At 60.6% G+C, this 23,839-nt stretch carries 24 protein-coding genes; 7 read left to right on the top strand and 17 right to left on the bottom strand.

What is annotated here, in order from left to right; translation table 11 throughout:
* Positions 1-16 precede the first annotated feature (16 nt).
* On the top strand, positions 17-2,845 hold the full coding sequence (locus tag IEX27_RS14195; RefSeq protein WP_188721760.1) for a sensor domain-containing phosphodiesterase: 2,829 nt from the start codon (positions 17-19) through the stop codon (positions 2,843-2,845).
* Between the two features lie 66 nt (positions 2,846-2,911).
* On the opposite strand, the gene IEX27_RS14190 is transcribed toward IEX27_RS14195, so the two are convergent.
* Positions 2,912-3,517: a YqgE/AlgH family protein gene (locus IEX27_RS14190; protein ID WP_188721723.1), complete on the bottom strand. Its 606-nt coding sequence runs from the start codon at positions 3,515-3,517 to the stop codon at positions 2,912-2,914.
* A gap of 117 nt (positions 3,518-3,634) precedes the next feature.
* Between IEX27_RS14190 and IEX27_RS14185 the strand changes: the two genes are divergently transcribed.
* Both IEX27_RS14185 and IEX27_RS14180 read left to right on the top strand, forming a co-directional pair.
* Complete coding sequence (locus IEX27_RS14185; RefSeq protein ID WP_188721722.1) at positions 3,635-4,444, top strand: protein-disulfide reductase DsbD domain-containing protein; 810 nt, start codon at positions 3,635-3,637, stop codon at positions 4,442-4,444.
* Between the two features lie 131 nt (positions 4,445-4,575).
* Complete coding sequence (locus tag IEX27_RS14180) at positions 4,576-5,064, top strand: peroxiredoxin (RefSeq protein WP_188721721.1); 489 nt, start codon at positions 4,576-4,578, stop codon at positions 5,062-5,064.
* A gap of 79 nt (positions 5,065-5,143) precedes the next feature.
* Here the strand turns inward: IEX27_RS14180 and rnhA are convergent, their stop codons facing one another.
* From rnhA to coxB, 10 genes are all read right to left on the bottom strand, one after another.
* Entirely contained in the window at positions 5,144-5,581 is a 438-nt protein-coding gene (rnhA, locus tag IEX27_RS14175; protein WP_188721720.1) for a ribonuclease HI, read from the bottom strand.
* Entirely contained in the window at positions 5,578-6,546 is a 969-nt protein-coding gene (locus IEX27_RS14170) for a homoserine kinase (protein WP_188721719.1), read from the bottom strand. Before IEX27_RS14170 ends, rnhA begins: the two co-directional genes overlap by 4 nt.
* Positions 6,547-6,550: 4 nt before the next feature.
* Positions 6,551-7,555, bottom strand: coding sequence for a 4-hydroxy-3-methylbut-2-enyl diphosphate reductase (gene ispH / locus IEX27_RS14165; RefSeq protein WP_188721759.1), 1,005 nt, complete (start codon positions 7,553-7,555; stop codon positions 6,551-6,553).
* 54 nt (positions 7,556-7,609) lie between these two features.
* Positions 7,610-8,362 (bottom strand): SURF1 family protein, encoded by a 753-nt coding sequence (locus IEX27_RS14160; protein ID WP_188721718.1) that lies wholly within the window; start codon positions 8,360-8,362, stop codon positions 7,610-7,612.
* 92 nt (positions 8,363-8,454) lie between these two features.
* Complete coding sequence (locus IEX27_RS14155; protein WP_188721717.1) at positions 8,455-9,339, bottom strand: cytochrome c oxidase subunit 3; 885 nt, start codon at positions 9,337-9,339, stop codon at positions 8,455-8,457.
* Positions 9,339-9,938: a cytochrome c oxidase assembly protein gene (locus tag IEX27_RS14150; protein ID WP_188721716.1), complete on the bottom strand. Its 600-nt coding sequence runs from the start codon at positions 9,936-9,938 to the stop codon at positions 9,339-9,341. The genes IEX27_RS14155 and IEX27_RS14150 overlap by 1 nt, the downstream gene beginning before the upstream one ends.
* Positions 9,939-9,943: 5 nt before the next feature.
* Positions 9,944-10,105: a cytochrome c oxidase system small membrane protein gene (locus tag IEX27_RS14145; RefSeq protein WP_188721715.1), complete on the bottom strand. Its 162-nt coding sequence runs from the start codon at positions 10,103-10,105 to the stop codon at positions 9,944-9,946.
* 4 nt (positions 10,106-10,109) lie between these two features.
* The gene (locus IEX27_RS14140; protein WP_188721714.1) at positions 10,110-11,036 is read right to left on the bottom strand and encodes a heme o synthase; all 927 of its coding nucleotides are present in this window, start codon (positions 11,034-11,036) and stop codon (positions 10,110-10,112) included.
* Between the two features lie 79 nt (positions 11,037-11,115).
* Positions 11,116-12,768, bottom strand: a complete 1,653-nt coding sequence (gene ctaD / locus IEX27_RS14135) for a cytochrome c oxidase subunit I (protein WP_188721713.1) — start codon at positions 12,766-12,768, stop codon at positions 11,116-11,118.
* 39 nt (positions 12,769-12,807) lie between these two features.
* A complete protein-coding gene (gene coxB / locus IEX27_RS14130; RefSeq protein WP_188721712.1) occupies positions 12,808-13,689 on the bottom strand; it encodes a cytochrome c oxidase subunit II in 882 nt (293 codons plus the stop codon).
* Between the two features lie 431 nt (positions 13,690-14,120).
* Here coxB and IEX27_RS14125 point away from each other — a divergent pair, with 431 nt between their 5' ends.
* The 4 genes from IEX27_RS14125 (at position 14,121) to IEX27_RS14110 (ending at position 18,121) form a co-directional block, all read left to right on the top strand.
* A complete protein-coding gene (locus tag IEX27_RS14125; protein ID WP_188721758.1) occupies positions 14,121-14,636 on the top strand; it encodes an invasion associated locus B family protein in 516 nt (171 codons plus the stop codon).
* A 98-nt stretch (positions 14,637-14,734) separates the two neighbouring features.
* The gene (gene tldD / locus IEX27_RS14120) at positions 14,735-16,147 is read left to right on the top strand and encodes a metalloprotease TldD (protein ID WP_188721711.1); all 1,413 of its coding nucleotides are present in this window, start codon (positions 14,735-14,737) and stop codon (positions 16,145-16,147) included.
* Positions 16,147-16,851, top strand: a complete 705-nt coding sequence (locus IEX27_RS14115) for an NAD-dependent deacylase (RefSeq protein ID WP_188721710.1) — start codon at positions 16,147-16,149, stop codon at positions 16,849-16,851. The genes tldD and IEX27_RS14115 overlap by 1 nt, the downstream gene beginning before the upstream one ends.
* Before the next feature lie 94 nt (positions 16,852-16,945).
* Entirely contained in the window at positions 16,946-18,121 is a 1,176-nt protein-coding gene (locus IEX27_RS14110; RefSeq protein ID WP_188721709.1) for a GGDEF domain-containing protein, read from the top strand.
* An 11-nt stretch (positions 18,122-18,132) separates the two neighbouring features.
* On the opposite strand, the gene IEX27_RS14105 is transcribed toward IEX27_RS14110, so the two are convergent.
* The 6 genes from IEX27_RS14105 to IEX27_RS14080 form a co-directional block, all read right to left on the bottom strand.
* Positions 18,133-18,828 carry an RES family NAD+ phosphorylase gene (locus IEX27_RS14105; RefSeq protein WP_210315542.1) on the bottom strand — a complete coding sequence of 232 codons (696 nt, stop codon included), beginning with the start codon at positions 18,826-18,828 and terminating at the stop codon, positions 18,133-18,135.
* Positions 18,822-19,232 (bottom strand): MbcA/ParS/Xre antitoxin family protein, encoded by a 411-nt coding sequence (locus tag IEX27_RS14100; RefSeq protein WP_188721708.1) that lies wholly within the window; start codon positions 19,230-19,232, stop codon positions 18,822-18,824. Before IEX27_RS14100 ends, IEX27_RS14105 begins: the two co-directional genes overlap by 7 nt.
* Before the next feature lie 92 nt (positions 19,233-19,324).
* Positions 19,325-20,566, bottom strand: a complete 1,242-nt coding sequence (locus IEX27_RS14095) for a class I SAM-dependent RNA methyltransferase (protein ID WP_188721707.1) — start codon at positions 20,564-20,566, stop codon at positions 19,325-19,327.
* A gap of 53 nt (positions 20,567-20,619) precedes the next feature.
* Entirely contained in the window at positions 20,620-22,542 is a 1,923-nt protein-coding gene (gene dxs, locus IEX27_RS14090; protein ID WP_188721706.1) for a 1-deoxy-D-xylulose-5-phosphate synthase, read from the bottom strand.
* A 71-nt stretch (positions 22,543-22,613) separates the two neighbouring features.
* Positions 22,614-22,880 (bottom strand): exodeoxyribonuclease VII small subunit, encoded by a 267-nt coding sequence (locus tag IEX27_RS14085; RefSeq protein WP_188721705.1) that lies wholly within the window; start codon positions 22,878-22,880, stop codon positions 22,614-22,616.
* Positions 22,881-22,883: 3 nt separating this feature from the next.
* On the bottom strand, positions 22,884-23,810 hold the full coding sequence (locus IEX27_RS14080; protein WP_188721704.1) for a histone deacetylase family protein: 927 nt from the start codon (positions 23,808-23,810) through the stop codon (positions 22,884-22,886).
* Positions 23,811-23,839 lie beyond the last annotated feature (29 nt).

Here is a 23,839-nt window from a genome sequence, read left to right as displayed (position 1 = left end):
GTTTGTGTTCGTCCTGATGTCTGCTGGACACTCGCAAGCCGTCGAGCCAATCAAGATCACGCGTGAGGACGTTGCGCTTGACCTTTCAAAGGCGGTCGAGATCTACCGTGGCCAGGGTGAAACATTTCAGGTCTCCACCGCACCGGGTGCGGACAACATCGTCCGCCGCATCGAGGTGGAAGCGAAAGACCGAAGCTTCACCGGCGACTGGGCCGTTTTTGCCCTTGCCAACACCACCGATGCCCAGATTGACCGGCTGATCGTCGCCCCACACTTCCGTCTGGTTGGTTCCGGCCTTATCTGGCCCGATCTCGGCTCCCAGCGTATCGCCTCCATCACACCCAGCGAAGGCTTTGCGCTCGACAGGGTGTCGAGCGGCAATGCCGACGAGTTCCTTGTCACGCTGAACCCGAACTCCGTCATCACTTTCGTTGCTGAACTCTCGTCCCACAACCTGCCGCAGATCTACGTCTGGGAGCCCTCCGCCTACAAGGACACGGTAAACTCCTACACACTCTTCCGCGGCATCGTCATTGGCATCGCGGGCCTGCTGGCGCTCTTCCTCACCATCCTCTTCGTGATCCGCGGAACATCCATGTTCCCCGCGACCGCAGCGCTGGCCTGGGCAGTCCTTGCCTATATCTCGGTCGACTTCGACTTCCTCGACCGCCTCGTCAACATTGACCCCGCCAATGAGCAGCTTTGGCGCGCGGGGACGGAAGTGGCGCTAGCGGCCTCGCTCGTGGTCTTCCTGTTTGCCTATCTGAACCTCAACCGGTGGCATGAGCAGTTCAGCTACGGCCTTCTGGCCTGGATCATCGGCCTTGCCTTCATCGCAGGCATCGCCTGGTTCGATCCGCCGATCGCCGCAGGCATCGCCCGCCTTTCCTTCGGCCTCACCGCACTTGTCGGCCTCGGCCTCATCATCTACCTCGGCCTGCACGGCTATGACCGCGCCATCATGCTCATACCAAGCTGGCTGATGGTGCTTGTCTGGGTCTTCGGCTCCTGGCTCGCAGTGACGGGCCAGCTCGACAATGACATCGTCCAGCCCGCGATCGGCGGCGGTCTCATCCTGATCATCCTGCTCATCGGCTTCACCGTGATGCAGCACGCCTTCACGGGAAGCACCCTGTTCCAGGGCCTGTTCAGTGACATGGAACGTCAGGCGCTTGCCGTCGCCGGTTCAGGCGACCTCGTCTGGGATTGGGACGTAACGCGCGACCGTGTGATCACCAAGCCGGACGTAAGCAAACAGCTCGGCATGCCAGCCGGCAGCCTCAACGGCCCTGCCCGCAGCTGGCTGCCCCTGCTCCACGCCGATGACCGCGACACCTTCCGCTCCACGCTCGACACCATCCTCGAACAGCGTCGCGGCAAGATTTCCCAGAACTTCCGCCTGCGCAGCTCCGACGGCCACTATCATTGGCTGTCGCTGCGCGCCCGTCCTGTCGTCGGCGCCGATGGCGAGGTCATTCGCTGCGTCGGCACGATGATCGACGTCACCGAGCAGAAGAAGGCCGAGGAACGGCTGCTGCACGACGCCGTGCATGACAACCTCACCGGCCTTCCGAACCGCGAGCTCTTCATCACCCTGCTGGAAACCACGCTCGCCATGGCTGGCAACCAGAGCAAGATCCGCCCGACAGTTCTGATGATCGACATCGACCGCTTCAAGCTGGTCAATGACGAGCTGGGCATCTCCGCTGGTGACACGATCCTGCTGACGATCGCCCGGCGCCTGCACCGCCTCCTGAAGCCCGGCGACACGCTCTCGCGCCTTACCGGCGACCAGTTCGCCATGATCCTCCTGTCGGAAACCGCTCCCTCCCGCGTTGCAGCCGTGGCCGATGCCGTCCGCAAGGCGATCCGCGCGCCGATCACCTTCGCCCGCAAGGAGATCATCCTGACGCCGTCCGTAGGCCTCGTTTCCTGGACGGCCGGCATGAACTCGGCCGAAGACATGCTGAAGGATGCCGAGCTTGCGATGCATCACTCCAAGCGCTTCGGCGGCGATCGCATCGAGCCGTTCCGGCCGGCCTTCCGCACCAGCGGCACCGATCGCCTGCAGATCGAATCAGACCTGCGCCGCGCGGTTGAGCGCAAGGAACTGCGCCTCGTCTACCAGCCCATCGTTCGTCTTGAAGACGGCACTGTGGCCGGCTTTGAGGCATTGATGCGCTGGGAGCACCCGCGTCGTGGCTTGATCCAGCCAGCCGACTTCATTCCGATTGCTGAAAGCTCCGGCCTGATCGTGGCGCTCGGCCAGTTTGCATTGCAGCAGGCTGCCGACGACCTCTACGCCTGGCAGAAGCAGCTGGGCGAAATCCCGCTCTTTGTGTCGGTGAATGTGTCGAGCCGCCAGCTCATCCGCCGTGATCTCGTCGGTGACGTGCGCTCGGCAATCACACGATCCGGCATCAAGCCGCGCTGCTTCCGGCTGGAGCTCACCGAATCGCTCATCATGGATAACCCGGAGCAGTCGGCCCATGTGCTGACCAAGCTGCGCCAGCTTGGCATCGGCCTTGCGCTCGATGATTTCGGCACCGGCTACTCGTCCCTCTCCTATCTGACGCGCTTCCCCTTCGACACGATCAAGATCGACAGGAGCTTCCTGAGCGACAACACCAGCAAGGGTGCGGTGCTCTTGCGGTCGATGATCACCATGGCCCATGAGCTCGGCCTCTCGGTCGTCGCTGAAGGCGTCAATGGCGATGCGGAAGTCGAGGAACTCCGCCGCACGGGCTGCGAATACGCACAGAGCTTCCACTTCGGCACACCTGCCGATGCGGAAACCAGCCTGCGCATGCTGATGGAACAGTACCCGCTGAAATCGCTGTCGTGATGATCAATGAAAAATGCCGCCAGCCTTTCAGCCGACGGCATAGCAAATTCTCAACCAGGAGACGCCTCAAGCGTGACCAGCGTTGCTGCTGAGACGCGACAGGTCAATGCCCATGGAAGCCATGACGCGGTCGTAGAGCGTATCGACCTTCTCGGTAAACAGCAGATCCGTCTTCGCGGGACAGGCAAGCCATCCGTTGTCGGCGATCTCAGCCTCAAGCTGACCCGCTCCCCAGCCCGCATATCCAAGCGCCATCACAGCCTTCGACGGCCCGCGGCCGGAGGAAATGTCGCGCAGGATGTCAAACGTTGCCGTCAGGCAGACATCATCCGACACGGGTAGAGACGTTTCCACCACATAGTCGCCACTGTGCAGCACGAAGCCACGGCTCTGCTCCACGGGGCCACCGTTCAGCACCTTGAGACGCTTTGCCTTTTCCGGCAGCTTGATCACATCTTCACGCGTGACTATGCCGAGATCGACAAGGATATCCGAGAAGACGAGCTGCTGCGCCCTATTCACCACGAGCCCCATGCTGCCTTCCTCGGTATGCGCGCAGAGGTAGACGACCGTACGCGCAAAGCGCTGGTCTTCCATGCCCGGCATGGCGAGAAGGAAATGGTTCTGCAGTGACTGCGATGCGGCCATGGGAGTGCCTGAAACTTTCTTCATCCTTCAAACTACCGCGTTTCCGATAGGCTTGAAAGTCTCCAAAGCTGGTAACCTGCGCCAGAAGAGACTACCTCTTGCTCTGACAGCTCTTTCACAGGAATGGTCGAACCCGTCTTGATGATCCCACGAACAGCAATTTTCTTTGCCTGCCTGATCTCAGCCGCCCCTCTCTATGCCGCCTCGAGCGACGTCTTCACCACGCAAGGCGGCTCGGTGAAGCTGGTAACCTCTGGCCTTTCCGACGCTGAGGGCAAGCTGCGCGGCGCGTTGCAGATCCATCTGGAGCCTGGCTGGAAAACCTATTGGCGCGACCCCGGCGCAACCGGCATTCCTCCACAGATCGCCCCTGTCGGGACAGGTATTCAGGGTGCGGAGATCCTCTATCCGGCGCCGCAGCGCTTTGAGGATTCCTACGGCGACTGGGCGGGCTACGGCAAAAGCGTGACGTTTCCGGTCGTCTTCCATACATCAGCAACAAACACCGCCCCACTGATCGAAGCCGAGGTGATGCTCGGCATCTGCCAGACGATCTGCATTCCGGTCCAGGCATCCTTCACCTTTGATGCAAGTGCAGGCGCGGAGGATCAGCGTGATGCCTTCACGGTGCAATCCGCCTTCGCGGCTCTGCCGACAGAGCCTCGGGCCGACTTTCGGGTGGACACTGCAGAGGTAACGGACGACGACCTACTGCTTACGGTACAGATTCCTGTCGGCAACACAAAGCCGGAGCTCTTTGTGACCGCGGAAGACGGCCAGATCACCATGCCCGACCTGAAGGAAAGCAACGGTGGCACCGCCACCTTCTCTGCGCGCGTGTTGAAAGCCCCCAGGCCGGACACCCTGCTCCACTACACGCTGGTGCAGGATGGCGCAGCCGTTGCCGGAACCATTCCCTTCCCGACAAACAGGCACTCGATCGGTGACTGATTTTTGTGTGTTTATGGGATAATCATTGCCTGGATATGCTTGGCAGTTTCGCTTTCGTGAGGAAACCTCTAGGTGTGGTTTCCGGTTCAGGAAAACGAATTCAAGTTTACCCCCCAAGAGGAGAGTTGTAGATGACCATCGCAATTGGCCAGTCCATTCCCGACGTCAAGATCAAGAAGGTTGCCGGGGACGGCGCCGAAGACGTCAACACCGCCGAGTTCTTTGCCGGCCGCAAGGTCGTGCTCTTCGCAGTACCCGGAGCGTTCACGCCAACCTGCACGAACAATCACCTTCCGGGCTTCGTCGAGAACTACGACGCATTCAAGTCCCGTGGCATCGATGACGTCGCGGTGCTGGCCGTGAACGACGTGCATGTCATGCGCGCCTGGGCCCGCTTCACCGGCGCTGAAGACAAGCTCGTCTTCCTTGCCGACGGCAACGCAGACTTTGCCCGTGCCCTCGGCCTCACGCTCGACCTTTCCGCTGGTGGCCTTGGCACCCGCGCGAGCCGCTTCTCCATGCTGGTTGAAGATGGCGTCGTGAAGCAGCTCAACGTTGAGGAAGCTCCAGGCTCCGCCGAGACGAGCGGTGCAGCTCGCCTGCTGGAGCAGCTCGCCTAAAGCGGTTCCATCGCTCCAAACAAGAAAGCGGCCGTCACTGCGGCCGCTTTTTCATTTCTGAAGTTGTGAGCGGTAGTGCTCAGCGCTTGAAGGGGGCCATCCCCGCCCGGGCAAGCGCATCGGCGCGTTCGTTTTCGGGATGGCCAGCGTGGCCCTTCACCCAGTGCCAGTTGATCTTGTGGCGCTTGGTGGCCTCGTCCAGCGCCTGCCAGAGCTCGGCATTCTTCACGGGCTTGTTGGCTGCCGTCTTCCAGCCGTTGCGCTTCCAGCCGTGAATCCAGCCTGAGATGCCGTCACGCACGTAGTTGCTGTCCGTGTAGAGATCGACCTCGCATGGAGCCTTGAGCGCGTTGAGCGCCTCGGTGGCCGCCTTCAGCTCCATGCGGTTGTTCGTGGTGTCGGCCTCACCACCCTTGAGTTCCTTCTCCACGCCATTGTAGCGCAGAACGGCGCCCCAGCCGCCCGGACCCGGGTTACCGGAACAGGCACCGTCGGTATAGATCTCGATCCGCTTCACGCCAGCCCCACACCATATTCGCTTGCAGAACGGATCTGCCGGTGGAACCGCATGCGACGCAGATATTCCAGCGGATCGCGCTTCTTGATCAACGGTCCATCCGGGATCGTCAGCCAGTCATAGAGGCGCGTCAGCATGAACCGGATCGCCGAACCACGGCAGAGGAGCGGCAGCGCTTCCAGCTCCGCATCCTGCAATGGCCTGACACTCTGATAGCCAGCCAGCAGTGCTGCACCCTTGGTCAGGTTGTACGAAGCATCCTTCTCGAAGCACCAGGCGTTGAGGCAGGTGGCGATATCGTAGGCGAGCAGATCATTGCAGGCGAAATAGAAGTCGATGACGCCGGAGAGCTTGCCGTTGAGGAAGAACACGTTGTCGGGGAACAGATCCGCATGGATGACGCCGGACGGCAGATCCGACGGCCATTGGCCGACGATCTCGTCAAAGTCCTTGCCTGCTTCCTTGGCCAGCCCCGGCATCACTTCATCGGCACGATTGCGGCAACCATCCCAGAGCCGTCCCCAGCCTTCGGGCGACAGTGCGTTCTGGCGCTGAAGCGGAAAGTCTTCCGCAGCGATGTGCATCTGCGCGAGCGCTTCGCCTACCTGTCGGCAATGCTGCACCGTCGGGTTGCGCATCCACATGCCTTCGAGGAACGTAATAAGCGCAGCCGGACGGCCAGCAATCTGGCCGATCAGCTCGCCGTCATTGCGCTTCACCGGCAGCGGGCAGGAGATCCCCTTCTGCGACAGGTGCTCCATCAGTCCGAGGAAGAACGGCAGATCGCTCGTCTCCACGCGGCGCTCATAGAGCGTCAGGATGAACGCACTGTCGGACGTATGCAGCAGGAAGTTGGAATTCTCCGTCCCCTCTGCAATTCCCTTGTAGGAGAGCAGCGTGCCCACGGGATACTCGCCGAGAAACGCGACGAGCTCATCCTCGGAAATGTCGGTATAGACGGCCATCGAATCAAAGCGTCCCGTTCACAAAAGCCATGTCCGCGTTCGTGAGCGGCACGTCTCGCAGCTCACGGTTCACGGGGAAGTTTTCTCCCTCGATCGCTGTGATAGCCAAATCCACCGTCACGTCATAGCGCCCGCGAAAGGCTTCGATGATTTCGTCCACGATGATTTCAGGGGCAGATGCACCGGCAGACAGTCCGAGCACGGAAATATCGCCGATCTCGTCCCACGGAATTTCAGACGCGCGCTGCACCAGCAGGCCGCGCTTTGCCCCCGCCCGCTCGGCAACTTCAACGAGCCGCCGTGAGTTCGATGAGTTAGGCGCGCCCACCACAAGGAAGAGATCCGAACCGGGTGCAGCCGACTTCACGGCATCCTGTCGATTGGTCGTTGCATAACAGATGGATTCTGCGGCCGGCGCCTGGATCTCGGGGAAACGCTGCTCCAATGCCTCAATGATGCCGGCCGTGTCCTCAACCGACAGTGTCGTCTGCGTCACAAACCCGAGCGGTGCCTCGGTTGGGGGAACGAACCGTTGCGCGTCCTCGACAGTCTCCACGAGAGAGACCGCACCCTCTTGAAGCTGGCCCATGGTACCGATCACTTCCGGGTGGCCGGCATGGCCGATCAGAATAACGTGGCGGCCAAGCCGCTGGTGGCGCATCGCCTGCTTGTGAACCTTGGAGACGAGCGGGCAAGTCGCGTCGAGATAGAACAGATTGCGTTCGCGCGCATCCGCTGGAACCGACTTCGGAACACCATGGGCCGAGAACACCACGGGGCAATGGCGGTGCTCTTCGGGGATCTCGCTCAGCTCTTCGATGAAGACCGCGCCGCGCTCCTGCAGCCCTTCGACCACATAGCGGTTGTGCACGATCTCGTGGCGCACATAGACCGGCCTGCCGTATTTCTTGAGCGCCAGTACGACGATCTGAATGGCGCGGTCCACGCCTGCGCAGAATCCGCGTGGTCCGCACAGCCGGATCGTCAGTTTCTGCTTTTCGCCATTCATCGTCATTGCGTGAAATCTCCTGAAGCGACTACGTGGATACGAACAGCCGCGCAATCAAGCCTTGGCTCGCCACTGGCGATAAATCCAATGGGCGAGAACCAAAACAAGCGCAAAGGCGAGTCCATACCAGGTCACAGCGTATTCAAGGTGTCTGTTGGGGAAGTCAACCAGCGTCACGCCACCGATCGGCAATCCACCAGGATTGGGCTTGGCATCCGCATCGACAAAGAACGGATAGACCTTGTCCGTCGGCAGGCCCGCCGTGCGCGCCATGGTGGGAATGTCACGCCAGTAGAAGATGTTCTTGTCGAGGTCATTGTCCGGAACCAAGAAAGACGGCTTCTCCGTCTCCGGCAGACGCGACACACCGCCAATGTCGACCCTGCCCTCGACCTGGCCCGCTTCACGCGTCACCGGGTCCTTCCGGTCGAAGGGCACGAAGCCACGATTGACGAGGATGTACTGTCCGCCGCCGAGGTCCATTGGCGTGTGAACGAAGTAGCCGGACTGCCCCTGCCAGGTCGCGAAATAATGCCGCTCGCCCTGATGCAGGAACGAGCCTGAAAGTGTGACCGGCCGATACTCGATCTCTTCGCCGGCAGCATACTCGGAGGCAATCTTAGCAAGAGGGACGGGCTGTTCCGCCATCCGCTCGTTGACGCGCTGGATCAGCCCTTCCTTCCACTGCAGCCGCTGCACCTGCCAGGTACCCAGCGTGAGCAGGATCGCGAGAACCGGAAGGCTCAGTGCGATGAGCAGGAGTGTGCTTCTACGCCGTGGTTTGGTCTCGGTATTCACTGCTTTCATCCGTTCTTGTCCCAGTGGACAATTCCGAAGCCCTGAAATGAAAATGGGGGCGAGCTTAGGAGCCGCCCCCATCGTTCTAGCTTGTAAGCGCCTTAGTGGGCAGCAATTGGAGCGCCCCAGGATCCCCATACGTAGATGAAGATGAAGAGGAAGAGCCAGACGGCGTCAACGAAGTGCCAGTACCAGGCCGCAGCTTCAAGACCGAAGTGCTGCTTCGGGGTGAAGTGGCCGGCAAGAGCACGGAACAGGCAGACCAGCAGGAAGATGGTACCAACCAGAACGTGGAAACCATGGAAGCCCGTCGCCATGAAGAAGGTCGCGCCATAGATCGAGCCGGAGAATTCGAACGGAGCATGCTGGTACTCGTAGAACTGAACATAGCTGAACAGTGCGCCGAGCAGCACGGTAACCGTCAGACCCCATACAAGGCCCTTGCGATCGTTATGGAGCAGAGCGTGGTGCGCCCAGGTCAACGTCGTGCCGGAGAGCAGCAGGATGATCGTGTTGTAAAGCGGCAGGTGGAACGGGTTGATGACCTCGAGGCCCTGGGGCGGCCAGTTACCACCGGTGAACTCGCTGCGAGCAACCTGTACCGCATCGCCGGGGAACAGCGAAGCATCGAAGAAGGCCCAGAACCAGGCGACAAAGAACATCAGCTCGGAAGCGATGAACATCATCATGCCGTAGCGCAGGTGCAGGGACACCACGCGCGTGTGATGGCCTTCGTGGGCTTCCTTAACCGTGTCGCTCCACCATGCGTACATGACGTAGAGCACGATCAGCAGGCCGATCGCGAATACCCAGTACTTCGCCTGTGCGAAGTCAAAGCCCAGCAGCTCGAACGAGTCGCTGTTCATCGCGCGCATCCAGGCGATGCCGCCGAATGCCATCAGGAACGCACCAATGCCAGCCAGGAAGGGCCACGGGCTAGGATCGATGATGTGATAGTCGTGATTCTTGGTATGGGTGCTAGCCATTATCCCCCGATCCTTTTCTTGGCTGCCGGGGCCTGCACTTCTGCCGTGGCCTTGGTCAGCGGGTGGAAAGTATAGGAAAGCGTTATTGTCTTGATATTCTTCAGTTCCGGCACGTTCACAATCTCCGGGTCGACGAAGAATTGCACGGGCATCTCATAAGCCTGGCCTGGTTGCAACTCCTGTTCGGTGAAGCAGAAACATTCCAGCTTGTTGAAATATGCCCCGGCCAGTTCTGGCGAAACGTTGAAGCTCGCAGTTCCGGCGGTCGCCACATCAGCCTTGTTGCGGGCAACATAGAAGGCTTCGGCGGTTTCGCCTATCCTGAGCTCCACCTGACGCTCCTTGGGCTTGAACTCCCAGGGCAGTCCGGGTGAAGTGTTGGAATCGAAGCGCACGGTGATGGTACGGTCAAGGATCACGTCCGAGACCTGCTCGACGCGCATGGGCGTGCCACCAAACCCTGTCGCACGGCAGAACATGTCGTAGAGCGGCACCGCCGCAAACGACACTCCAACCATGGCGCAGAAGATACCGCCGCAGATCAGCCCGATCCTGCGGTTCTTCTGGTCGACATTATTATCTTTCAACTTTTCAGACATTGCTCTCAGAAAGGCCTGTTGAACACGGCTGGACCAAGTTTGAAGATACTACCAAAGTAAACCAGCACAACGAATGCGACCAAAGCGAGCGCCAGCGCGACATTGCGGCTGCGGCGCGCCTTGAGCTGCGCTTCCGTGGGCCTGATGCGATCGTTCTTGTCGTCCATCGAATCAAGCTCCAATGCGGGTTACAATGGCCTCAACCAGAAGGGCTGCGAAGATCGCAAAGAGGTAGAGGACCGAAAATCCGAACAGCGACTTGGCGGGCTTCATGGTCTCATCGGCGACGACCAGCACGCGCCACGCGTACCAGATGAAGCCGAGACCGAGCGCCGCTGCAAATGCGCCGTAATAGATGCTGGCGAAACCGAGAGCCGTAGGCAGGATGCCGCTGACGGCCACCAGGATCGAATAGATGAAGATCTGGCGCTTGGTGGATGCCTCGCCTGCCACGTTGGGCATCATAGGCACCCCTGCCCGCTCGTAGTCGCCCGTCTTGAACAGAGCGAGCGCCCAGAAGTGCGGCGGCGTCCAGAGGAAGATGATCAGGAACAGCACGATGCTCTCGAGAGAGACCGCACCGCTAGTTGCCGCCCAGCCGACGACCGGCGGAAGCGCACCGGCAGCACCACCGATAACGATGTTCTGCGGGGTCGAGCGCTTGAGCCACATCGTGTAGATGACGGCATAGAAGAAGATGGTGAAGGCCAGCAGTCCGCCGGCAAGCCAGTTGGCCATCAGGCCAAGCGTGGCGACCGAGAAGGCCGACAGTGTCAGGCCAAAAGCCAGCGCCTCTTTGGCGGTAACGCGGCCGTCCGGAACCGGACGCTTCTGCGTGCGGCTCATGACGGCGTCGATATCCGCGTCATACCACATGTTCAGCGCACCAGCCGCGCCAGCGCCGACTGCAATGCAGAGCGTGGCGATGAAGGCCAGGATCGGGTTCAGCGAGCCAGGGGCAAGGATCTGTCCCACGAACGCCGTGAAGATGACGAGCGACATGACCCGCGGCTTGAGCAGCGACAGGAAATCACCCGCGGTCGCCTCGGAAAGGCGCCCGGTGTCATCCAGAATTTGCTCTCGTTGTGCCAATGCCATGTCGCTTTTCGGTTCTTTGTCAATTTATGCGGCCCGGACCGTAGCCCAGGCCGCCGAGTTCTTTGCCAGCTGCGCGGGCTTACTTGATGCGCGGCAGCTCTTCCCACTGGTGGAACGGAGGCGGCGAAGACAGCTGCCACTCGAGCGTCGTTGCACCTTCACCCCACGGGTTCGCACCGGCGATGCGCTTCTTGGCGAAAGCTTCGAACACACCGTAGAGGAACACCAGCACGGCCACACCTGCGATGTAGGAACCGTAGGAGGAAACCAGGTTCCAGCCAGCGAACGCATCCGGATAGTCCACATAGCGGCGCGGCATGCCAGCAAGGCCAAGGAAATGCTGCGGGAAGAAGATGACGTTCACGCCAATGAAAGTCAGCCAGAAGTGCAGCTTGGCAATGGTCTCATTGTACATGTAGCCGGACATCTTCGGGAACCAGTAGTACCAGGCAGCGAAGATCGCGAACACGGCACCCATCGACAGCACGTAATGGAAGTGCGCCACCACGTAGTAGGTGTCATGCATCGCACGGTCGAGACCGGCGTTTGCCAGCTGGACGCCCGTCACGCCACCAATGGTGAACAGGAAGATGAACGCGATAGCCCAGAGCATCGGTGTACGGAAGGTGATCGAGCCACCCCACATCGTCGCGATCCACGAGAAGATCTTGATACCCGTCGGGATAGCGATGACCATCGTCGCGAACACGAAGTAGCGCTGCGTGTCGAGCGAGATACCGGAGGTGTACATGTGGTGAGCCCACACGACGAAGCCGATGCCGCCGATTGCGACCATGGCGTATGCCATGCCGAGGTAACCGAAGATCGGCTTGCGCGAGAAGGTGGACACGATGTGGCTGATGATGCCGAAGCCCGGCAGGATCATGATGTACACTTCGGGGTGACCGAAGAACCAGAACAGATGCTGGTAAAGGATCGGATCGCCGCCGCCTTCAGGCGAGAAGAAGGTGGTGCCGAAGTTGCGGTCCGTCAGCAGCATGGTGATGGCGCCTGCCAGAACGGGCAGCGACAGCAGAAGCAGGAAGGCGGTAACCAGCACAGACCAGGCGAACAGCGGCATCTTGTGCATGGTCATGCCAGGAGCGCGCATGTTGAAGATGGTCGTGATGAAGTTGATCGCACCGAGGATCGAGGATGCACCGGAGAGGTGCAGCGCGAAGATGGCGAGGTCAACTGCCGGTCCGGGCATTCCAACGGTCGAGAGCGGCGGATAGACCGTCCAGCCGGTACCTGCACCGTAGCCGCCCGGAGCACCCGGAACGAAAAGCGACAGCAGCAGAAGCAGCAGCGAGGGCGGCAGCAGCCAGAACGAGATGTTGTTCAGGCGCGGGAACGCCATATCAGGCGCACCGATCATGATCGGCGTCATCCAGTTGCCGAAGCCACCGATAACGGCCGGCATGACCATGAAGAACACCATGACAAGGCCGTGGGCCGACACGAACACGTTGAAGAGTTCCTTGCCGGCATCGGTCGCAGACGCAGCGTCATAGCCATACACCATTTGAGCAAGGCCATGGAAAACCTGAATGCCTGGTTCCTGCAATTCCCAGCGCATCATGATGGAAAGACTTCCACCGATGATACCTGCGATGATCGCAAAGATCAGGTACAGCGTACCAATGTCTTTGTGGTTGGTTGAATAGACCCAACGCGTCCACCCCTTGGGATGGTGGTGGTCATCGTGGGCGTGTGTCGCAGCGCCTGCCATATCCTAACGCTCCATTCGAAATTTATATTGGTTACCGGCTTAGTTAAGGCCGGCAACCTTGTCCTCGCCCTTGGCGCTTTGGATTGCAGCCGCCAGTGAGCGGTTTGCATCCTCGAGATTTTCTGCTGCAGCAGCCTTCCACTGGTCGAACTGCTCCTGCGAAACGACGCGAACAGCGATCGGCATGAAGGCATGGTCCTTGCCGCAAAGCTCAGAGCACTGGCCGTAGTACAGACCTTCGCGCTCAGCCTTGAACCAGGATTCATTGATGCGGCCCGGAACAGCGTCGACCTTCACACCAAATGCGGGCATTGCCCAGGAGTGAATGACGTCGCCTGCCGTCGTCAGAAGGCGGACGGTCGTATTGACCGGAACCACAACTTCATTGTCGACGGCGAGAAGACGCGGGAACTGAGCCAGGTCTTCCTTGCCGGCAGCGGCACGGTCCTCATCCTGCAGAAGCAGGGAGCTGAACGAAAGGGCCGAGTCATCCTGGTACTCATAATCCCAGTACCACTGCATGCCAGTCGCCTTCACTGTCAGCGCAGGCTCTTCGTCAGGGGTGTACTGATGGGTCAGGAGCTGGAAGGACGGAACTGCCAGAAGCAGCAGCACGACCACCGGGCCAAGCGTCCAGATGATTTCAATAACGGTGTTGTGGCTGGTCCGCGAAGGAACAGGATTGGCGCTGGCGCGGTAGCGCACGACAACCCAGGCCAAGAGAGCAGTCACCAGCAGCGTGATGGGCACGATGAACCAGAGCGTGTACTGCTCGAACCAGCGGATACCCTCCATGATCGGGGTAGCGCCCGGCTGCATTCCAATCTGCCACGGTTCCGGCTGTGCCGCGAAGGCGCCGCTGGCTGCTACTAACGCGAGAAGCCCAAGGCTTGCTGCAATTTTTTTATTCACCCTCGTCATCTCCCGATCAATGCGCTACCCGACCGGCGGAACCGGCGGGTACGCACCAAAGTGCCTCCTGAGCCCAGGAAGCACCGGTAACATGGTTCCATTCTGGCGCGTTCAAACCACACTCTGCCACCAACTTCAAGAAAGGCGTGGCTTTAAGTGTGCGGCATTTTGCGCTGATAACCTTATAAGCCTCAGCAACTCCTTGAATCTAGGGCAGTAGGTAATTACGCAAGCGCTAAATCAACCTGTTGAGATATCTTTTGGTCAGTTCCCCATAGTTCCATGCTGAAAAGCATGTTTTTATCGCACCAGGCTGTGTTTTTGCCGTAAAGCTTCGGTGTAGGATCATCCGGCGAGGTCTGAGCGGGCCCGTCTGTTCCCCGGGTAGTATAATGCGTGTCAGGATTGTTTCCTGATTCGGCTGTTGAGTGAGGTTGATGATGCGGTTCGTTCACAATTGCATTGCTGGAGGGCTTCTCACCCTGGCAGCACTGGCTCCTGCACAGGCGCAGCAACAGCCAGAAGGTAACGTGCGATCCACCCACGGCGCTTGGTCGATCGTCTGCGACAAGCCGGGTGGTGCGATCAAGGAACAATGCATCATGATGCAGAGTGTCGTGGCTGAAGACCGCCCGGAGATGGGCCTCTTCGTTGCGGTGCTGCGGACGGCTGACGGCAAGGCGGAGCTGATGCGCGTCATGGCGCCCCTCGGCGTGCTGCTGCCAAACGGCCTCGGCCTCTTCGTCGATGGCGAGGACAAGGGTCGCGCCTATTTCATGCGCTGCCTGCACGACGGCTGCTGGTCGGAAGTCATCCTCGACGACGGTTTGAAGCAGACGCTGGGCAAGGGAGAATCAGCGACCTTCGTGGTGTTCCAGACGCCAGAGGAAGGCATCGGCATCCCGGTCGATCTCACCGGCTTCCAGGATGCGTTCAACGCTCTCCCTAAGAACTGACCGGCCAAAGGCAGAATTCTTTCTGCATCAGCTGTTTGCCCATCATGGGTCACGCTCTTATATGTGACTGATCATCACCGACTTCATAAGGGCGTGACATGGACAGCATCATTGATCAATTCGACATCTCCGCTGAAGAAGTCCGCCGCGTCGTAGAGGACACAATTGCCGGAGCCGACGATGGCGAGCTCTATCTCGAGCGCAGCCAGTCCGAATCACTGCTGTTCGACAATGGCCGCCTGAAGACCGCCAATTACAATACGGATCAGGGTTTCGGCCTTCGCGCCGTGGCGGGTGAAGCGACCGGCTATGCCCACGCCAACGAGATTTCCTCGTCCGCGCTCCGCCGTGCGGCCAACGCCGTCTCCGCCGTGAAGCACGGCCATGCCGGCAAGCTAGCCCTCGCCCCGGCGCAGACGAATCAAAAGCTGTACAGCGACGACAATCCGCTGCTTGCCCCGGCCTTTGATGAAAAGGTGCGGCTCCTGCAGGAGATTGACGCCTGGCTGCGCGCCAAGGATCCGCGAGTCCGGCAGGTCACCGCCTCGCTTGCCGCCTCCTGGCAACACGTCGAGATCCTGCGCGCCGATGGCTACACGGCCCGCGATATACGCCCGATGGTGCGCATGAACATCTCCGTCGTGGTCGGCGATGGCGACCGTCAGGAGTCTGGCAACTATGGCACGGGCGGCCGCAAGAGCTTCGGTGAATTCGTCACGGAAGACTCATGGCAGTTCGCCGCGTCCGAAGCTTTGCGGCAGGCGCTGGTCAATCTGGAAGCTTCCCCCTCGCCCGCTGGTACCTTCGACGTGGTGCTGGCGAACGGCTGGCCGGGCGTGATGCTTCACGAAGCCGTCGGCCATGGCCTTGAAGGCGATTTTAATCGCAAGAAGACTTCGGCTTTCGCCGATCTTCTGGGCACGCAAGTTGCCGCCAAGGGCGTCACCGTGGTTGATGACGGCACGGTTGCCGAGCGCCGCGGCTCCATCACCATCGATGATGAGGGCACGCCCTCCAATCGCACGGTCCTGATCGAGGACGGCAAGCTCGTCGGCTACATGCAGGACCGGCTGAACGCCCGCCTGATGGGCATGAAGTCGACCGGCAACGGACGCCGCCAGTCCTACGCACATGAACCCATGCCGCGCATGACCAACACCTTCATGACCTCCGGCGATTATACGCCCGAAGAGATCATCGGCTCCGTGAAGAAAGGCATCTATGCCGTGTCCTTCGGCGGCGGACAGGTGGACATCACCTCTGGCAAGTTCGTCTTCGATTGCACGGAAGCCTACCTGATCGAGGACGGCAAGGTGACCAGGCCTATCAAGGGCGCGACGCTCATCGGCAACGGTCCGGACGCAATGCATCGCGTCTCGATGATCGGCAACGACTCCTCGCTCGACACCGGCATCGGCAATTGCGGCAAGTCCGGTCAGTGGGTTCCTGTCGGCGTTGGTCAGCCGCACCTGCGGATGGACCGCATGACCGTTGGCGGAACGCAGGCCTGATGTCGCTGATCGTCATCCTCACCGGCGCAGGCATTTCCGCCGAATCAGGCGTCGAAAGCTTCCGTGACGAAGGCGGGATCTGGTCGCGCTACGACTATCGCGAGGTGGCGACGCCGGAGGGCTTCGCCGCCAATCCGACGCTGGTGCATGAATTCTACAACGACCGCCGCGCTCAGATGCAGACGGTCGGGCCGAACGCAGCGCATTTCGCACTTGCCCGCCTTGAGCAGGAGTTCGACGGCGAGGTCCTGACGATCACGCAGAACATCGACGACCTGCACGAGCGCGCCGGGACGAAGAACCTCGTTCACATGCACGGCGAACTCGGCAAGGCGCTCTGCGTCCGCTGCAACACCAGACTGGCATGGAAGGACCAGCTTTCCATGTTCGACCATTGCCCCAACTGTGGGCACACAGGCTGTCTGCGCCCGGACGTCGTCTGGTTCGGCGAGTCGCCCTACCACATGGACATTATCGAAGAGGCACTGGCACGCGCCTCCCTCTATCTGTCCATCGGCACCAGCGGAAACGTCTATCCCGCCGCCATGTTCGTGGAGGAAGCCGCCCGCTCCGGCGCCCATACGGTCGAGCTCAACCTCGAGCCATCCGAGATTTCCCACCAATTCAACCGCACCATCAAGGGACCGGCGACCGAGATCGTCCCGCGCTTTGTCGACACCATTTTGGCAGCCGGCAAACGATAACTGAAGCTTAAGCCTTGCGGCTTAAATCTGGCCCGCGATTGTTTCCATATGAAATTTCGTCCATCCGCAATTGCTGGTGGAAGAGTTGGAGCGCATGCCCCCTCAGTTGATCCCTCCCTTTCTGGTAGCCGCTCTCGGTACCGTCACAGGCATTCTTTGGCTTGTCACGCGGCGGGATAATCCTTCGCTTATTTTCACCACTGCAGGATTTTACCTGATCGCTTTGGGGCTCGCCGTCCACGTACTCGTCATCCCGTACGACGAAAACATCGCAGTTGTCGGCTCGAACGTGCTCTATGGCATCGGCGCGGCATCGCTGACCTACGGGCTTATCAAGCGTTCGCACCAACCTGGCGGCGTAGCCATGCTGGCCGTCATGTGCATCGCTATAGCCTTCGGTACAGTCTGGTTCGCTTATATCTCAAAAAGCTCTGCTGGTCAGACCTATGTCATCAACATAGGGTTTAGCGCGCTCCTGCTCTTCGGCGCTTGGCGCACGCGACAGCTCGCCAGAGGGAACACTGGCGACCAGCTTCTTTTCTGGTGGTTCCTTGCGGTAGGGATACACTACATCCCGCGCGCCTACCTGATGGCAACGAACGTGTCGGAGGCGGACACGCTTCCCAATGGTACGTTCCTTTCAGTTATACAGCTCTTCCCGATGGCTGGGCTGATCCTGCTCTTCGGCGTAATCACGATCATCGCCACCGGCCTTGACATCATCAACGCGATCCAGGACGAGCGCGACACCGACGCGCTGACCCGCGTGCACAACCGGCGCGGCTTGGAACGTCTCCTGCGCACCACGGACTGGGCAAGCAAGCTGCCGGTCAGCGTCCTGATCTGCGACATCGACCACTTCAAGCAGGTCAACGACCGCTACGGCCATGCCGGCGGAGACCAGATCCTCGAGCACTTTGCCGGCTCGCTTATGGCTAACGTCCGGCCGAATGACATCGTGGCGCGATTGGGCGGTGAGGAATTCGTGGTCATCATGCCAGCAACGGAGCTTTCAGGCGGTGTTGCTGTCGCCGAGCGCATCCGCAGCTCGAACGCTCGGATGGGCGATGACTCCATTGCACCGGGCTATATCGTCCAGTGCAGCATCGGCGTCGCGGAACTCCAGACCGATGAAGATCTGTGGTCGGCAATTCGCCGGGCAGACGAGCTGCTCTATCAGGCAAAGCAGCAGGGTAGGAACCGTGTCGTCAGCTCTGCGGGACTATCGAACCTCATAAAGTTCCCGGAAACGGCTTTGAAGAAAGCCTGAGCTTTCCAGATCTAGAGAGCATAGATTGCCTTGGTCCGGCAGTTCCGGACCCTGTCGACCCGCTCGCCGTCCCAATGAAATTCAAAATGGTCCGCCTGCACCGGAATGGGCATCAGGTCGGGCCAGAAGATCGCGGCGCATTCTCCGCCGGGGCAGCGAACACTGCGGTAAACGACACCATTCGCGCCACTCTTCCGCAGCTCGCGCCCGAGCGTCTGCGATACCTGGTAGTCATCCGGATGGTGATACCGCTCCATGCCCCGCACATCATGCAGCTCTAGATCGAGGCTGTTGACGAGCATGCGGAATTGCGATGTCCAGCCGGGCTCCTCGGCGCTGGCCGCCATGGCGCGCCCGTGATGGTAGGCCACCTCTCGAAGTGCAACCTCTTCCTGGTTCCCGGCGCTATAGACACCATAGCTGCCGTCCGTGAACCGTCCCGGCCGGTCGGTGCTCACATGCACGAACGGCGCCATCAGGTAGCTCGCACCCGGTCCGCCTACCCTTCTATGCGGAGGAACAAGATCGAGCCTGCCCATGTGTTCCTGAACGCGGGGATTGGCCTTCGCTTCAGCGGAAGCGAGCGCCTCCCAATCAGCCGGGTCAGCGATGTCTTCGAAAAGATCGATCGGCGGGTAGATGGATCGGATCAGGCGATATGCTTTCGGCCACTGAACATGGCATTGGGGAATGCCTTCACTCACCAGCCGCCCCGCTCCGCATCAAGGTAGTGTCGCACGCGGGCAAGAGAGAAGATGTCGCCGTGTGCCATGATATCCAGGGGCGTGCGCCCGCCAAACAGGCTGTTTGGCTTCTTCACCCAGGCATATCCCCGTGCCGCATCGGTAAAGAGATAGCGCAGCCCTTTGTGAATACCCATGAGGAGCGAGAGCCGCGTGGCCAGATCGCGGTCGATCCGGCCGATCTCCCCCGCCTTCCATCTAGCAAAGGTACGGGCCGGCAAGCCACCCAAGATTTCCCGGGCCTGCGCGTCAGAGATCTGCCACCGGTCGAACAGACGAATGACAGCGCGCGCCATCGCCTCAGCCTCACGGTCCGTGATCTGCGGAATGTCTGGCAAAGCGGCAGTCCGCGGTACCTCAACGAGCATCGCAATCTCCTTTGTGGCATAAAATAGAAGATTAATTGCCATTTGGCAAGCGTAGGCCGTAGAGATGCTTTCTGCAACCTAAGTAGAAGACTTTAGTTCCGCTTGCGCGGCTTCTCCAAAAGCGCCACGACTTCAACATGCGAAGTCCAGAGGAACTGATCGACCGGAACCACGCGGGTGACTCGGTAACCGCCCTGAGTCAGGATTGCGAGGTCCCGGGCAAGCGTTCCCGGATTGCACGAGACTGCAGCCACGCGGCGCACGGTTGAGCGTGCGATCTGTTCGCACTGCGCCTCCGCTCCTGCCCTCGGCGGATCGAACGCAAGCCCGTCGAAGGCCACAAGCTCCTTCTCTGTAAGCGGACGGCGGAAGAGATCACGCTTTTCGGCGACCACCGGCTTCAGGCCCGATGCCCGCTTCGCCGCCTCATCGAGCGCTGCAAGAGCCGTGCCCTCGCTCTCCACTGCGTGCACGCGGGAGGCGGTCGCGAGCCGCAGCGCAAACGTGCCGCTTCCAGCAAACAGGTCGGCGACATACTTGGAACCGGCAAGATGCTCCTGAACGAGCGACGCCATGACGTGCTCGGCATGTTCGGTCGCCTGCAGGAAACCGCCAGGCGGAATCGTCACCGGCACATTGCCGAACATCACCACCGGCTTCTCGCGCTCGATGATGGTCTCGCCTTCGCTGGAAAGCCGGGCAAAACCCTTGCCAAGGCAGAACTCGACCAACCTGCGACGCTTGCCCTCATCGATCTTGCCAACATCCTCGGCGGCAATATCGAGGCCCGTGCGCGTGTAGGTAACCGTGAGGCGGAATGGCTTCGGCCCGCTTGCAAGCAGCGTGGCGAGCTGTCGGAGTTCCGGCAATGCGGCCACGATCTGCGGAGCAGCCACCGCACATTCCTGTATCTCGACGATGTCATGGGAATAGGCTGCGTTGAAGCCGAGCTGGACTCTGCCGCCAATACGCTGGGCGCTGAGCGTCACCCGACGGCGCGAGGCTGGCGGAGAGACGACAAGCGCATCCACCTCGGCTTCCACGCCCGCCATGGCGAGCGCGCGGACGACCTTTTCCCGCTTCCACTCGGCATAGGATTCCGGGTCCAGATGCTGGATGGAGCAACCACCGCAGCGGCCGAAATGCACGCTCTTGGGCGCCACGCGTAGAGGCGAAGGCTCATTGACTTCGAGCAGGCTGGCGCGCTGTCCCTTGATCTCGACCGTAACGGTCTCACCTGGCAACGCGAAGGGCACAAATACCTGGCCCTTCGGCGTGGTGGCCACGCCATCGCCTTGCGCCCCGAGTTTTTCAATCTGCAGGCGCTCACTCATCAAAAACTTCCCATTGCAATGGTGTTCACGCGAGGACACTCGCGTTGAACCTGTTAGGCCCGAGCGGCCCGCTTTTCGCGGTCGAGGGCAGCAAAGACAGTCCGCACGATGCCAGCCGAATCAAGCCCGGCCTTGGCATACATGTGCTCAGGCTTCCCGTGATCCATGAACACATCCGGCATCACCAGTGGTCGGACCTTGAGCCCGTGGTCCAGCGCTCCATGCTGCGCAAGCAGGTGCATTACATGGGAGCCGAAGCCACCGATTGAGCCTTCTTCCACCGTCACCAGAACCTCGTGCTCGCGCGCGAGCCTGAGGATGAGCTCTTCGTCCAGCGGCTTGGCAAACCGGGCATCGGCAACCGTGGTCGAGAGGCCAGCGGCATCGAGCTCTTCGGCAGCCTTCAGGCAGTCAGCGAGACGCGTGCCGAGCGACAGCAGCGCAACCTTGGAGCCCTGCCGGACAACGCGTCCCTTGCCGATTGGCAGGATCTCGCCCCGCTCGGGCATGTTGACGCCAACACCCTCGCCGCGCGGATAGCGGAAAGCGATCGGGCCGCTGTCATAGGCGACAGCCGTGCGCACCATGTGCTTGAGTTCTGCCTCATCGGCAGCCGCCATCACCACCATGTTCGGCAGCATGGCGAGGTAACCGATGTCGAACGCGCCGCAATGCGTCGCGCCGTCCGCACCGACGAAGCCGGCGCGATCGATCGGGAACCTGACAGGCAGGTTCTGGATCGCCACGTCATGCACCACCTGATCGAAGGCGCGCTGCAGGAAGGTCGAATAGATGGCTGCGAACGGCTTGAAACCTTCGGCAGCAAGGCCAGCGGCAAAGGTCACCGCGTGCTGTTCGGCTATGCCGACGTCAAACGTCCGGTTCGGAAATTCCTTGCCGAAGATGTCGAGGCCAGTGCCGTCCGGCATGGCAGCCGTGATGGCCACTACCTTGTCGTCCTCGCGGGCTTCCTGCACCAGCGCATTCGCGAACACCTTGGTGTAAGACGGCGCGTTGCTCGGAGCCTTCGCCTGTGCACCGGTGATCACGTCGAACTTGGAAACGCCGTGATACTTGTCCGAAGCCTGCTCGGCGGGCGCATAGCCCTTGCCCTTTTGCGTCACTACATGGATCAGGACCGGCCCCTCGCCATGGTCTCGCACGTTCTTGAGAACCGGCACCAGATGCTCGAGATTGTGGCCGTCGATCGGTCCGACATGGAAGAAGCCCATTTCCTCGAACAGCGTACCGCCCGTCACATAGCCGCGGGCATGTTCGACTGCGCGGGTAATCGCGCGGTCAACGTTCTTGCCGAGGTAGGTGGTGAGCTTCTTGCCGATCTCGCGAATGCCTTGATAGGTCCGCCCGGAAGCAAGCCGCGCCAGATAGGCGCTGAGCGCACCGGTGGGCGGCGCGATCGACATGTCGTTGTCGTTGAGGATGACGATGAGGCGTGCGTTGAGCGCACCGGCATTGTTCATAGCTTCGAAGGCCATGCCGGCAGACATCGCGCCGTCGCCGATGACGGCGATGACGTGGCGCTTTTCCTTCTTGAGATCGCGGGCGACGGCCATACCGAGGCCAGCCGAGATCGAAGTGGAGGAGTGTGCCGCGCCAAAAGGATCGTATTCGCTTTCATCGCGCTTGGTGAAGCCCGAAAGCCCGCCCTCCTGGCGCAGCGTACGGATGCGGTCGCGTCGACCCGTCAAGATCTTGTGCGGATAGGCCTGATGGCCGACGTCAAAGATCAGGCGGTCGTCGGGCGTATCGAAAACGTAATGCAGGGCGAGCGTCAGCTCTACAACGCCAAGACCCGCACCCAGATGGCCGCCCGTCTGCGAAACGGCGTCGATCAGCTCGGCTCGCAGCTCAGCCGCAAGCTGCGGCAGTTGCGATTCATCGAACTGCTTCAGGTCGGCAGGAACTTTGACCCGATCAAGGAGCGGGGTTACAGGGGAATTGGTCACGCGAGCCATGCCAGATTTGTGTCAACCCCATGACAGATAGGGTGAAGGTGTCGTGATGTAAATGAGCGTCTACGTCGCGCTCATAACGGATCGAGCGGTTCTACCCCAACCGGGGCACCCTCACGTGACAGGCGGATCTTCTCCACCTTGTCCTCCGCAGCCTTCAACAGGCGGTCGCAATGGATCTTGAGCGCCTCGCCCCGCTCATAGATACGGATGGACTGTTCCAGCGGCACGTCTCCGCGTTCCAGATCGTTGACGATGTTCTCCAGAGCCTCCAGCGCCTGCTCGAAGCTCATCGTCTTGATGTCGTCATTGGCCGTGGTGCTGTCGTTTCCAGCAGTCATGGTTCATCCTTTCATCAGGCGGCGAAGGTGGGCGGCGACCGATGACGCAAGCCCCTGCAGGTCGTAACCGCCTTCGAGCAGGCTGACAACCCGGTTGCCGCTCCATCGGCCCGCGCTCTCCATCAATTTGCCTGTTGCCCAGCTGAAATCCTCTTCCGTGAATTCGAGCGAGGCGAGCGGATCGCGATAATGGGCGTCGAACCCGGCCGAAATGATGATCAGATCGGGCCTGAACGCTTCAATTCTGGGGATAAGAACAATGTCCATGGCGGCCCGGAAATCGTCGCTGCCGGACCCGGGGCTGAGCGGCACATTGACGATATTGCCTGCGCCCGTCTCGGTCGCCGCGCCTGTGCCGGGATAGAGCGGCGCCTGGTGCGTCGAGCAGTAGAGAACCGACGGATCGTCCCAGAAGATGTCCTGCGTGCCGTTGCCGTGGTGCACGTCCCAGTCAAGGATGGCGACGCGCTCCGCCCCATGAGCCTTTTGGGCGTGGCGAGCGGCAATCGCCGCATTGTTGAACAGGCAGAAGCCCATCGCCTGGTTCTTTTCGGCGTGATGGCCGGGTGGCCGGCAGCCTACGAAGACATTATCAGCAGTCTTCAAAAATACGTCATCCACGGCCGCCATCGATGCGCCGACAGCCCTGAGCGCCGCCTCCCAGCTTCCGGGGCTCACCCATGTATCGGAATCGACCTGCCGCATCCCCTCCTTCGGGATGGCGCTATGCACGCGCTCCACGAAGGATCCAGGGTGGGCGAGCAGCAACGCGCTTTCATCGCAGAGCGGCGCTTCCACCCGATCCAGCCCGGCAAAGGCTTCGTCATCCAGCGCCTTGGCAATGGCGCGCAAACGATCGGAACGTTCAGGATGCCCGGCCGGTGTAAGATGATCCAGATACGCGCTGTGGTTATAGAATCGCGTGGTCATCCATCCTCCTCACATCCACAAACGAAAGA

The organism is Nitratireductor aestuarii, from assembly GCF_014641695.1.
Taxonomy (GTDB): domain Bacteria; phylum Pseudomonadota; class Alphaproteobacteria; order Rhizobiales; family Rhizobiaceae; genus Chelativorans; species Chelativorans aestuarii.
The sequence above is the reverse complement of the archived record's forward strand: the minus strand, read 5'-3'. Positions and strand labels throughout refer to the sequence as shown.

Excerpts from the sequence above, each read along its gene's own strand:
- IEX27_RS14195 (WP_188721760.1), top strand. The coding sequence starts at position 17 with ATGTCTGCTGGACACTCGCAAGCCGTCGAGCCAATCAAGATCACGCGT.
- IEX27_RS14190 (WP_188721723.1), bottom strand. The coding sequence starts at position 3,517 with ATGAAGAAAGTTTCAGGCACTCCCATGGCCGCATCGCAGTCACTGCAG.
- IEX27_RS14185 (WP_188721722.1), top strand. The coding sequence starts at position 3,635 with ATGATCCCACGAACAGCAATTTTCTTTGCCTGCCTGATCTCAGCCGCC.
- IEX27_RS14180 (WP_188721721.1), top strand. The coding sequence starts at position 4,576 with ATGACCATCGCAATTGGCCAGTCCATTCCCGACGTCAAGATCAAGAAG.
- IEX27_RS14170 (WP_188721719.1), bottom strand. The coding sequence starts at position 6,546 with ATGGCCGTCTATACCGACATTTCCGAGGATGAGCTCGTCGCGTTTCTC.
- ispH (WP_188721759.1), bottom strand. The coding sequence starts at position 7,555 with ATGAATGGCGAAAAGCAGAAACTGACGATCCGGCTGTGCGGACCACGC.
- IEX27_RS14160 (WP_188721718.1), bottom strand. The coding sequence starts at position 8,362 with ATGAAAGCAGTGAATACCGAGACCAAACCACGGCGTAGAAGCACACTC.
- IEX27_RS14155 (WP_188721717.1), bottom strand. The coding sequence starts at position 9,339 with ATGGCTAGCACCCATACCAAGAATCACGACTATCACATCATCGATCCT.
- IEX27_RS14150 (WP_188721716.1), bottom strand. The coding sequence starts at position 9,938 with ATGTCTGAAAAGTTGAAAGATAATAATGTCGACCAGAAGAACCGCAGG.
- IEX27_RS14145 (WP_188721715.1), bottom strand. The coding sequence starts at position 10,105 with ATGGACGACAAGAACGATCGCATCAGGCCCACGGAAGCGCAGCTCAAG.
- IEX27_RS14140 (WP_188721714.1), bottom strand. The coding sequence starts at position 11,036 with ATGGCATTGGCACAACGAGAGCAAATTCTGGATGACACCGGGCGCCTT.
- ctaD (WP_188721713.1), bottom strand. The coding sequence starts at position 12,768 with ATGGCAGGCGCTGCGACACACGCCCACGATGACCACCACCATCCCAAG.
- coxB (WP_188721712.1), bottom strand. The coding sequence starts at position 13,689 with ATGACGAGGGTGAATAAAAAAATTGCAGCAAGCCTTGGGCTTCTCGCG.
- IEX27_RS14125 (WP_188721758.1), top strand. The coding sequence starts at position 14,121 with ATGCGGTTCGTTCACAATTGCATTGCTGGAGGGCTTCTCACCCTGGCA.
- tldD (WP_188721711.1), top strand. The coding sequence starts at position 14,735 with ATGGACAGCATCATTGATCAATTCGACATCTCCGCTGAAGAAGTCCGC.
- IEX27_RS14115 (WP_188721710.1), top strand. The coding sequence starts at position 16,147 with ATGTCGCTGATCGTCATCCTCACCGGCGCAGGCATTTCCGCCGAATCA.
- IEX27_RS14110 (WP_188721709.1), top strand. The coding sequence starts at position 16,946 with ATGCCCCCTCAGTTGATCCCTCCCTTTCTGGTAGCCGCTCTCGGTACC.
- IEX27_RS14100 (WP_188721708.1), bottom strand. The coding sequence starts at position 19,232 with ATGCTCGTTGAGGTACCGCGGACTGCCGCTTTGCCAGACATTCCGCAG.
- IEX27_RS14095 (WP_188721707.1), bottom strand. The coding sequence starts at position 20,566 with ATGAGTGAGCGCCTGCAGATTGAAAAACTCGGGGCGCAAGGCGATGGC.
- dxs (WP_188721706.1), bottom strand. The coding sequence starts at position 22,542 with ATGGCTCGCGTGACCAATTCCCCTGTAACCCCGCTCCTTGATCGGGTC.
- IEX27_RS14085 (WP_188721705.1), bottom strand. The coding sequence starts at position 22,880 with ATGACTGCTGGAAACGACAGCACCACGGCCAATGACGACATCAAGACG.
- IEX27_RS14080 (WP_188721704.1), bottom strand. The coding sequence starts at position 23,810 with ATGACCACGCGATTCTATAACCACAGCGCGTATCTGGATCATCTTACA.